This window comes from Bacteroidia bacterium (assembly GCA_039924845.1).
Lineage (GTDB): Bacteria > Bacteroidota > Bacteroidia > DATLTG01 > DATLTG01 > DATLTG01.
The window spans coordinates 1-10,316 of sequence record JBDTAC010000064.1 but is presented as its reverse complement, the minus strand read 5'-3'; the positions used below and the strand labels follow the sequence as shown (position 1 = coordinate 10,316).

The following is a 10,316-nucleotide window of genomic DNA, read 5'->3' as shown; positions in this document are numbered from 1 at the left end:
AGATTAGCATTAAAGCAGCGGTATACAGCGCAATGAACAATAAAATTTTGTGTTTCGATTTATAAATTCGGTACAAGCCGAAAAGCAATAATACAACGACGAAAAAAGCCAGCCAAGCATTCAAATCGGTAGAGTCATCGGAACGCATTCCGAGTATTTGAAAAAATCGTTTTGATAAATAAATGTTGGAATTATCGAAAAAACGCGTAATAAATCCACTCAAATTTTCTTTTCCCAAGGCAGGATTGTACGGATCTTTCAACATTAATAAAGAACCTTGCGAACCATATTGTCCGACTTTCCCCCACAATATAAATTTCAAAATTTCGTACGGAATTTTAAACATCAAAAAAGAACCGATTGAATACAGCACATTTCGATATTGTTTTTCCATCACAAAAAATAAAATCATAACGCCAAGTGCTGCGATAGCAACATTTTTAGCGAGCGTTAGCAGAAAAAAAACAAGTCCTACTGCCAACCAATTTTTAAATGTCGAACGAAGTTCTTCCCCGTGAATTTCAATAACATCAAGCAAATTTAAGAAGTAGAAAAGAAACAGAGATTGCAGAAAAAGGAAAAGTGCTTCGTTATAAGTTTGACTGGCGTAAAACAGAAAATACGCATTAATGGCGGTAATAAAAAGCACAGGAAAAAATATAAATGCAGGAATACGTTTGTGCAATGCTTTGTAAAAAAAGAACAAACTCAATAAATTAAAAACTACTGAAAGTGATTTCAAGAGTTCTAATTTTACGCCAAAAAGGGAAATCGGCAAACTCAAAAAAAGCGGATATAATGGTGCATTGTAAGTATAAAAGTAGCCGAAAAAATGTTGTGAATATTTGAATCCGGCTTCAATGTAATTTGAATCGTCTCCGCCTTCGCTGATACGTGCTTGAAACAACAACACAGAAAAAATCAAACATAAAAAAGCGATTCCAAAAAATAATTTTTTATCGCGTTTTATCAACCAATTTTCGATGGATTCAAATAATTTACTGGCTGGCTGCAAGTTTTTACTTCCGCTTTTCGTCGGATTTATTTTTCGTACTTGTTTTTTCGAAATTGGTTTAGCCATTGTGCCGCTATCTCTTATTATAAAGAAAAACAAAAGTATAAAAAAGCAGCTTCAAAAAAATATTTTTTCGAAGGGCTCTTTTTCGAACTCATTTTAGAGGAGTGTATCGCTCCAAAAAGAATCCAAATTCTGTTTTTAAGTTTGTTCCAAAATCAAATAAAAAAAACTGAAAAACATGAAAAAAATTATTTTAGCGATGGCATTCATCGGCATCACAGGTGCTGCTGTTTGGGCAAGAGGAACAGAAGTTCCGCAATTGGTAAAAACAAAATTCCAATCAATTTACCATGATGTTACAAAAGTAAAATGGGGAAAAGAAGGTGCAAATTACGAAGCTGAATTTTCGTACAAAGCGGTGAGCACTTCTGTACTTTTTGATGCACAAGGTAATGTGTTGGAAACGGAAAGAGCAGTTACAATGGCTGATTTTCCAAAAACGGCTAAAGATTATTTAGCGAAAAATCGTGCTGGTATGAAAATTACAGAAACATCGAAAATTACAGATGCCAACAACAAAGTAACGTACGAAGCCGAAGTAAAGGGCAAGGATATTATTTTTGATGATAAAGGTAATTTTGTGCAAGAAAAAGACAGTGATTAATTTTTTGTATCGTAAAAAAAGGCTCTGAAAAAATATTTTTTCAGAGCCTTTTTATTTCGCTTTATGCAAGACTAATACTCGTCTTCGTTAAAAAAGAAATCTTCTTTGGTTGGATAATCGGGCCAAATTTCCTCAATGTTTTCATAGGATTCACCTTCGTCTTCAATTTCTTGAAGATTTTCAATTACTTCCATGGGCGCACCAGAGCGAATGGCAAAATCAATCAACTCGTCCTTCGTTGCAGGCCAAGGCGCGTCTTCTAAATTGGATGCTAATTCTAATGTCCAGTACATATTGTTTTTTATTTTTATGAAAATAATGCAATCAAAAATATTTTATCCATTATTTTTCGATAACGGGTTTTTAATTTTTTGCAAAAGTAAAAATTTATTTTTTGTATCAAAACAAACGTGAAAATTTTACATCCTTGGTTTCCAAGGAGTTTCGTTTATTTTTAACTCTTGCCCTAATTTTCTAGAAAGTACAAACAGGTAATCCGACAAACGGTTGAGGTATTTAATGACTAAATCGGCAACAAATTCGGTTTCGGCAAGTTCAATGGTGCATCTTTCGGCACGGCGACAAACACATCTCGCCAGGTGGCAAAAGGAAACAGTGGTATGTCCGCCAGGCAAAATAAAATGTTTTATGGGAGGAAGTGTTTCATTAATCGCATCCATTTCTTTTTCCAACAACACAATATCTTCTTCTTTTAAATCGGGGATTTTCATTTTAGATTTATTCGGATCTGCTGCCAAGGACGAGCCAATCGTGAACAATCTATCCTGAATTTCAATCAATAATTTCTGCGTGTGTTCTTCTGTAATTTGATCGCGTACCAAGCCGATAAAAGAATTTAATTCGTCTACTGTTCCGTAAGCTTGTATGCGAACATTGTTTTTCGGAACCCGAGTTCCGCCAATCAAGGATGTTTGTCCTTTATCGCCTGTTTTAGTATAAATTTTCATTTGACTAAGCCTCTTTCTTTTTCTACTGTAATGATATTTGAATTTACGTTGTCTGATTCCACCAAACCATCTTTTAATCGCACAATACGATGCGCGTGTTCCGCAATTTCTTCTTCATGCGTAACTACAATAATCGTATTTCCTTGCGAATGAATTTGTTCAAACAATCCCATAATTTCGATTGATGTTTTCGAATCCAAATTTCCCGTTGGTTCATCCGCCAAAATAATGGCTGGGTTATTTACCAAGGCACGCGCCACTGCAACACGTTGTCTTTGTCCGCCGGAAAGCTCATTCGGTTTGTGAAACATACGTTCTTGCAAACCTACTTGCGTCAATACTTCTTTTGCGCGCTTTTCGCGATCGGTTTTATTGAACCCTGCGTAAATCAGTGGAAGCATCACGTTTTCAAGTGCTGTAGAACGCGGCAATAAATTAAATGTTTGAAACACAAAGCCAATTTCTTTGTTTCGGATTTCCGCTAATTCATTATCCAACATTTTCGAAACAGCATGTCCGTTCAAAATATATTCTCCGCTACTGGGTGAGTCCAAACAACCCAACATATTCATCAGCGTAGATTTTCCGGACCCGGAAGGTCCCATCAAGGCTACATATTCGTTTTTTAAAATATCAAGTGTAACGGAACGCAATGCGTAAATCAGTTCCGTCCCAATTTGGTAGGTTTTCGCAATATTATTGAGCGTAATAATAGCTTGTTTCTGCATCGCAACAAAGATAATTGAATTTACGAAACCTAAGAATTGGTAATTGTGTTTTGTTTTAGCCTCATCCCCAGCCCTTCTCCGAAGAAGAAGGGAATATGAAAAAAGTCCTCTCCATTGGAGAGGACTTAAATTAAGAATCCGTTATTCCCTCCCTTTTAAGGAGGATTTAGGTGGTGCTTCCTTATTTCTGAATCAGAATCTTCTTATTTTCTAACCCATGAGAAGTAAGTATTTGTGCAAAATAGATTCCGCTTGGATACATGGATAAATTAATGTTTAGAGAGATGTTTACATTTCTTTCATCCAACAATTGCTCAGTTATTTTTTTACCAGTTTCATTATAAATAGTGATGGATTGATAACCTAATCCAGTAAATGTCATTTCAAAATGCCCATCATTTGGGTTTGGGTAACAAGATATTTTTATTTTATCTGTGCTTAAAGTTGGTAAACTAGTAACAAGATTTGAACAAGATAAGTACATAGTAGATGAATATTGGAGGTTGACATTACCTAATAAAGGTCTTCTTATAATTTGTCCATTTGTGGAATTAATTGAATAAAACTGTTGAGAACCTGAAATGGAATCAATGCCATCAAAAAAATAATTCGCGCTATCTTGTGCAAAAGCTGAAGTGAATCCCACAAAACTTTTTAGTCCTGGTATACTATCAACATCTTGCACAGTTCCTGTATAAGGATTTAGGTTTTCAAAAAACCATTTATAGCTTGAGCCTGTAAATAAGTTTCGAATGCAGTGAATAGATTTCGTAATGGTGTCGTAATGGAACGAGTAAATATTAGAATCGTTGGCGACTTTGTACTTTTCAGCTCCAGTATTGAGGTCAACGGCATATATCCATTGTTTAAATGCAGCGTCTGAACCCAATACAAAACAGGTTGAGCTGTCTTCTGCTAAAGTCATTGTTGAGCCAAAGATGGTATGTAAACCCGTTATACTGTCAAGAACATTTATATTGCCGTTGTATTGGTTAACTGTAATCAAGTACCATTTGCTACCCGAATACATCAGAGCAAATATTTTTTTTAAATAAACATCGTAATTCAATTCTGTAATGTTCGAGTCAGCCATTACGTGCTGATATATTACTTCTCCTGTATTTACATTTATACTATATATATGATGATAGGTAGAATTGTCAATCCCCATTGTAACGTACAAGTTACTATCAGGTTCAATGGTTTGTGTAGATGCAATTAAGCTTTGCAAATTTGATATGCTGTCCAGTACAGTAATTGCTCCATTATATCTATCTACCGAAACCAAAGACCAAGGTGGCCCATCATTTCCAACAATGCCATAAATAGATGAACACTGGGCAGAAATTCTTCCACAAATTAATGTAGTAAGCCAGAAGATTAGAAGTAATTTTCGGTTCATTGTGTTTGTTTTTTTAAGTTGTACATATACAAATTAAAGCGTATTAAAAGTTAAGGCGGCTTTTATTTCTGAATTAGAATTTTCTTATTCTCTATTCCATGAGAAGTAAGTATTTGTGCAAAATAAATTCCGCTTGGATACATGGATAAATTAATGTTTAGAGAGATGTTTACATTTTTCTCATCCAATAATTGTGTACTTATTTTTTTGCCTGTTTCATCATAAATAGTGATGGATTGATAACCAAGACCTGTAAATGTAATGGCGAAATGTCCATTGTTTGGCACTGGGTAAATGTTACTGATATAATCAAATGCCTTGGCACGTCCTTTTTGGAAATTTAGTTTTTCAGATAAAGCTAAGGCATTATTGGCAAGAGAATCTGATTTTTGTACAACACCCGCTCTCCATAGCTTTTCACTCAAAACATTTAAGGTATTTACTTTATTGGTGTCTTCCTTTTCGGTTTTTAAAACAGCATAAAGGGAATCAATCTTGTGATTCTGAGCATTGGCAGGAATTTGCTCCATTAGGAAGCAAAACAATAAACTTATTGAAAGTGGAAACAATTTCATATTGAGATGTATATGTGAAATTACAATTATATCCTTACGCCCATTACCAATACATCATCTACTTGATCCAACTTATCTTTCCAAGTTTCAAATGCATTTTCAAAAATTAATTTTTGCTCATCCATTGGTTTGGAGGCGTTGGCAATGAGTAATTCTTTCAGTTGTTTGTATTTGAATTTCTTGCCATTTGATCCACCAAACTGATCGGCATAACCATCCGTAAAAAGATAAACGCAATCGCCTTTAGTTAAATTTATTTCTTGAAGTGTAAATAGTTTTTGCTCTTTTGAATGAACGCCTACCGGCATTTTATCGGGCTTTATTTCTGTCAGTTCGCCTTGTGCGCTGATAATCCAAATCGGATTATTGGCACAAGCTGCTTGCAATTTTTTATTCTTAAAATCAAAAGTACAAAATACTGCATCCATTCCATCTTTACTTTCTGTCACTGTATCATCCGAATTCAGTGCTTTGATAATGTTTTTGCGCACATCATTTAAAACCAAATCAGGGCGAATAATTTTTCTTTCTATCACTGTTTCGTTGAGTAAGGAGATATTTAACAATGACATAAATGCACCCGGAACGCCATGTCCGGTGCAATCGCAACAAGCAATATGTACCAACCCATTTGCGGAAAAGTTCCAATAAAAATCTCCCGAAACAATATCGCGCGGTTTGAATAAAATAAAATGTTCGTTTAAAGAACGACTGATATAAACATCAGTCGTTAGCAAAGCCCGCTGGATACGTGAAGCATAAAGAATGCTGTCGGTAATGTCTTTGTTTTTTTCTTCTACAATGGCTTTTTGTTGTACCACTTCCGCAGTTCTTTCAACTACAACCTGTTCCAGGTGTTCTTTATCTTTACGCAGTTGGGCTGTGCGCCAGCGAAAGAAAAAATAAAGAGAGCCGCCAATAAGAATTATATAGATGCTATACGCCCACCATGTACGCTCCAATGGCGGCAATACTTTAAAAGTATAGGTTACAGGCTCGCTCCAAACTCCTTCTGGGCTTTGTGCTTTCAGTTTAAAGGTATAGGTGCCTTCGTATATATTGCCAAAAGTAGCGGTAGTTTTATCCGTTACCGGATTCCAGTCCTTATCATAGCCTTCGAGCATATATTGATACCTCACCAAATAAGGCTTTGCAGGTTCAACAGCGGCAAAATCAAAAGTGATGTTGTTATGTTTGTAAGGCAAAACTAAATGTTCAGGCAAAGGATAAAAACGAGTAATACTGTCAAAATGAACACCTGCAAATTTTTGGCGCATAGTATCACGTTGTGCCTCATTTAATACGCTGCCTGTTGTATTTATTTCTTCATTTACTATTGCCAATGAATCCTCTTTTTTCAATTCTCCATTCTCCACTTTCAACTCTCCATTTTGTAAATCGTACCAACATATCTTTTCACTTTGCAGTTTTATATCCTGTAGAATAACAGTAGGCGGCTCAAGGTTTTTATGAATTCCGCTGTAATCAAAACGCACTAATTTATCGCCTGTACCTGCCCATATAATTCCTTTGCTATCAACAAACATTGCATTTGTATTCACATCTTTTACCGGATAACCGTTTCTGAAATTATATTTTTCAAAAACAGGTGTATAATTTTCAGCAATAGTTGTGTTGGAAAGAGTATTATCTGCCGCAAGAGGAACAACTGCCATCTCACTTTTTTGGTCTCTCTTTTGGAGAGATTTAGAGAGGCTGTACCCTTTAAGCTCGCTAAACCCTTCATTGGTGCCGAACCAGAGATTCCCGCTTTGGTCTTGGACGATACTCGGAACAGTGTTATTGGCAAGCCCCTGTGCCGTTGTATAGGTGCTGAAGGATTTCCCGTCATAACGGCTTACGCCCCCGCCATCGGTTCCGAACCAGAGATTCCCGCTTTTGTCTTGGACGATACTCAAAACAGTGTTATTGGCAAGCCCCTGTGCCGTTGTAAAGGTAGTGAAGGATTTCCCGTCATAACGGCTCGCACCGCCCCCATAAGTGCCGAACCAGAGATTCCCGCTTTTGTCTTGGACGATACTATAAACACTGTTATTGGCAAGCCCCTGAGCGATGGTAAAAGTGCTAAAGGATTTCCCGTCATAACGGCTCGCACCGCCCCCATTCGTGCCGAACCAGAGATTCTCACTTTTGTCTTTGTATTCGCAAACAATTCCAGAATAAAGCCCCTGTTCGGCTGTGTAGGTGGTCATGGGGGTATAAAAACCGGCTGGCTTAGTTTCTGGTGCAGTAAGCTGTATGGTTTTTGCTCCGCTTTTGGTTTGTAGTGTATAGCTTGTCGGTTTTGTTGGTATAGCAATAATACGGGGTTTGGGGCAGGTATCTAATAGTGTAATACGGGTTGGCTTTAGTGTATCGGCTTTTGGGCTAATACCAATAGCAGCAAAAAGTTTTGTCGTGTTTTTGGTTTCTTTTGCAGGTTTATGGGTGCAAGCGAAAACAAACAATACAGAAAAGGCAAAGACGTAAATTGTTTTCATGATTGGTATTTTTAGAATGAGAAGGTAGTTCTCTAAAATGCTATCGAACAGCAAGTTTATGAAATAATAACATCCAAACCTAATTTGGTGAAATTGGAATTGAAACCCTCTTATGCAAAAATATTTTTTTAAATAAAACTTTATCGAATAATCGAAGCGCAATTAGGGCAAGCATTCAATCTGTGTATTTATGGGAGATTTTTGCTTGCAGGAGCATAATCGTTCACCGAGATTGCAATATCGTTCAGTCAGATTGGGTAACCGTTCACTGAGATTGCAATATCGTTCAGTCAGATTGGGTAATCGTTTACTGAGATTGCAATATCGTTCAGTCAGATTAGGTAATCGTTCAGCAAGATTGCAATATCGCTCGGTCAGATTGGGTAATCGTTCAGCAAGATTGCAATATCGTTCAGCGAGATTGCAATATCGCTCAGTCAGATTGTGTGATCGTTCAGCAAGATTGCAATATCGCTCAGTCAGATTGTGTAATCGTTCAGTCGTGTGCAACAATTGTTCCTCGAGGAAGCTGATTTTATTTTGGTGCTGCTTGCTCCAAAACTTGAACAGTAGGATGTGTAAAGTAAAAGCCCTCTTTTTTTAGGAGAGGGCTTTTAAGTGTTCTTAGATTCTAACTTTTGTAAACATGATTTTGCTTACCTGCCGATACTCTGGACTTGTTGCTCCGAATACCGACTTGATGTATTTCTTCACTTCTTGAACCAAGTGATGCACTCCAGTATTGCTATCGTACAAAAAATGATTTCGTGCCATACGTGCATTGCTCAATGCCGTTGCTTTGTTAATAACGGCAGTGTTTGCAGTATTCATGGTAGTGAATAATGTATCCAATGCGGCTGCTTTCAAATCCGCTTCATTGGGCGTGTACAAAGGTTCGGCTTGCAAATGATTTACTAAACGAGCAAAATGTTCCGTTAAGCTATCATAACTTGTTTGTGCTGCGGAAATCACTTTTGCCGCAGGGGCAGGTATAATGCCCTCTACAGGAACAAGTGGAGCTTCTGCGTGTTTGTCTTTATGCGCTTTAGTTCCATGTATTTTCCGAACGATGGCTCGTGCATTGGCAACGGTTAATTTTGCTGCTCCTGTTGCTTCCAAGGCATTTACAATGCGTGTGCTAAACTTTCTCAAAGGCTGAAAAAGCATCACTCTTTCATTGGTTGCATTGTTGTACTCCGTAGCAGCCGTATTTACAGCCGTTATTTTACTGCGCGCTTCCATCAACACGGCTTGTAAGGCTGCGAGCTGGATGCTTGCATTGCTGGGTTGATACGCTGTTGCGTACCCTTCGCAAAAAGAAATTAAATCTTCCAAATTGGCTACGTTCTTAACGTTGCCTGTTTCATGTGTCTTTTTCATGATTTCTATTTTTTAGATTAATACTGCATTTATAGTTCTGAAAACGGAAAGAATAAAAAAATATTGTGTAGAAAAAGAATTGACAATTGACTATGGTGAATTGATATTGCAAAATTGATTTGAAAATGTGCTGATGACTTTAATTGACAATGGAGAATTGAATAAATTTTCTTTACGTTCTTTTGACTTGATTCAAAAGAACCAAAAATTCAAGGCTTGGATTCCTCCTTTCATTTTAGCTTCCTGAAAGCTATTCATCGGGTGATTTTCTCGCATACGCTCGAAACTTCCCGAATTCATCACGCTTTCATTTTGCTAAAACTTTACTCGCAATCCGATGCCGTTGTTTTTCCTCAGCCTCATCTCCAAACCTTCTCCAAAGGAGAAGGGGTTAATTGACAATGGACAATTGAATAAATTATCCTTATGTTCTTTTTTCTTGAAAAAAAAGAACCAAAAATTCAAGGCTTGGATTCCTCCTTTCATTTTAGCTTCCTGAAAAGTGTTTTCTAAAAAATGTTTTTGAACGCGTGTTGGCAATGAAAGCATACGATGCCGTGTTGCTTGTGCGTGAGGAATTATGCTTTCTTGATTTTTTTGTTTCTTTTTGGATTAAGCCAAAAAGATAAAGAGAAATATATTTTTCTTACGTTCTTTTGACTTGATTCAAAAGAACCAAAAATTCAAGGCTTGGATTTCTTCTTTCATTTTAGCTTTCTGAAAGCTATTCATCGGATGATTTTCTCGCATACGCTCGAAAATCCCGAATTCATCACGCTTTCATTTTGCTAAAACTTTACTCGCAATCCGATGCCGTTGTTTTTCCTCAACCTCATCCCCAATCCTTCTTCAAAGGTGAAGGAGTTAATTGACAATGGGGAATTGAATACATTTTTCTTATGTTCTTTTGACTTGATTCAAAAGAACCAAAAATTCAAGGCTTGGATTTCTCATTTCATTTTAGCTTCCTGAAAGCTATTCATCGGGTGATTTTCTCGCATACGCTCGAAAATCCCGAATTCATCACGCTTTCATTTTGCTAAAATTTTACTCGCAATCCGATGCCGTTATTTTTCCTCA

Annotated in this window: 9 protein-coding genes; 1 reads left to right on the top strand and 8 read right to left on the bottom strand. The window is 36.8% G+C overall.

Features of this window, described 5'->3' with window-relative positions:
• On the bottom strand, positions 1–1,081 hold a 1,081-nt coding region (locus ABIZ51_07065), incomplete at its 3' end, for a hypothetical protein (GenBank protein MEO7088533.1).
• A gap of 175 nt (positions 1,082–1,256) precedes the next feature.
• Here ABIZ51_07065 and ABIZ51_07060 point away from each other — a divergent pair.
• A complete protein-coding gene (locus tag ABIZ51_07060) occupies positions 1,257–1,682 on the top strand; it encodes a PepSY-like domain-containing protein (protein ID MEO7088532.1) in 426 nt (141 codons plus the stop codon).
• 71 nt (positions 1,683–1,753) lie between these two features.
• Here the strand turns inward: ABIZ51_07060 and ABIZ51_07055 are convergent, their stop codons facing one another.
• The 7 genes from ABIZ51_07055 to ABIZ51_07025 form a co-directional block, all read right to left on the bottom strand.
• Positions 1,754–1,975: a DUF2795 domain-containing protein gene (locus tag ABIZ51_07055; protein ID MEO7088531.1), complete on the bottom strand. Its 222-nt coding sequence runs from the start codon at positions 1,973–1,975 to the stop codon at positions 1,754–1,756.
• 126 nt (positions 1,976–2,101) lie between these two features.
• Positions 2,102–2,650, bottom strand: coding sequence for a cob(I)yrinic acid a,c-diamide adenosyltransferase (locus ABIZ51_07050; GenBank protein MEO7088530.1), 549 nt, complete (start codon positions 2,648–2,650; stop codon positions 2,102–2,104).
• Positions 2,647–3,378: an ABC transporter ATP-binding protein gene (locus tag ABIZ51_07045; GenBank protein MEO7088529.1), complete on the bottom strand. Its 732-nt coding sequence runs from the start codon at positions 3,376–3,378 to the stop codon at positions 2,647–2,649. The genes ABIZ51_07050 and ABIZ51_07045 overlap by 4 nt, the downstream gene beginning before the upstream one ends.
• A gap of 181 nt (positions 3,379–3,559) precedes the next feature.
• Positions 3,560–4,780, bottom strand: coding sequence for a T9SS type A sorting domain-containing protein (locus ABIZ51_07040; protein MEO7088528.1), 1,221 nt, complete (start codon positions 4,778–4,780; stop codon positions 3,560–3,562).
• A 62-nt stretch (positions 4,781–4,842) separates the two neighbouring features.
• Positions 4,843–5,310 (bottom strand): T9SS type A sorting domain-containing protein, encoded by a 468-nt coding sequence (locus ABIZ51_07035; GenBank protein ID MEO7088527.1) that lies wholly within the window; start codon positions 5,308–5,310, stop codon positions 4,843–4,845.
• A 71-nt stretch (positions 5,311–5,381) separates the two neighbouring features.
• The gene (locus tag ABIZ51_07030; GenBank protein ID MEO7088526.1) at positions 5,382–7,856 is read right to left on the bottom strand and encodes a two-component regulator propeller domain-containing protein; all 2,475 of its coding nucleotides are present in this window, start codon (positions 7,854–7,856) and stop codon (positions 5,382–5,384) included.
• A gap of 624 nt (positions 7,857–8,480) precedes the next feature.
• On the bottom strand, positions 8,481–9,236 hold the full coding sequence (locus ABIZ51_07025; protein ID MEO7088525.1) for a hypothetical protein: 756 nt from the start codon (positions 9,234–9,236) through the stop codon (positions 8,481–8,483).
• Positions 9,237–10,316: the final 1,080 nt, after the last annotated feature.

Bases quoted from the DNA above. Each gene is read 5' to 3' on its own strand.
- ABIZ51_07040 (MEO7088528.1), bottom strand. From the start codon at position 4,780: ATGAACCGAAAATTACTTCTAATCTTCTGGCTTACTACATTAATTTGT.
- ABIZ51_07050 (MEO7088530.1), bottom strand. From the start codon at position 2,650: ATGAAAATTTATACTAAAACAGGCGATAAAGGACAAACATCCTTGATT.
- ABIZ51_07030 (MEO7088526.1), bottom strand. From the start codon at position 7,856: ATGAAAACAATTTACGTCTTTGCCTTTTCTGTATTGTTTGTTTTCGCT.
- ABIZ51_07025 (MEO7088525.1), bottom strand. From the start codon at position 9,236: ATGAAAAAGACACATGAAACAGGCAACGTTAAGAACGTAGCCAATTTG.
- ABIZ51_07045 (MEO7088529.1), bottom strand. From the start codon at position 3,378: ATGCAGAAACAAGCTATTATTACGCTCAATAATATTGCGAAAACCTAC.
- ABIZ51_07035 (MEO7088527.1), bottom strand. From the start codon at position 5,310: ATGGAGCAAATTCCTGCCAATGCTCAGAATCACAAGATTGATTCCCTT.
- ABIZ51_07055 (MEO7088531.1), bottom strand. From the start codon at position 1,975: ATGTACTGGACATTAGAATTAGCATCCAATTTAGAAGACGCGCCTTGG.
- ABIZ51_07060 (MEO7088532.1), top strand. From the start codon at position 1,257: ATGAAAAAAATTATTTTAGCGATGGCATTCATCGGCATCACAGGTGCT.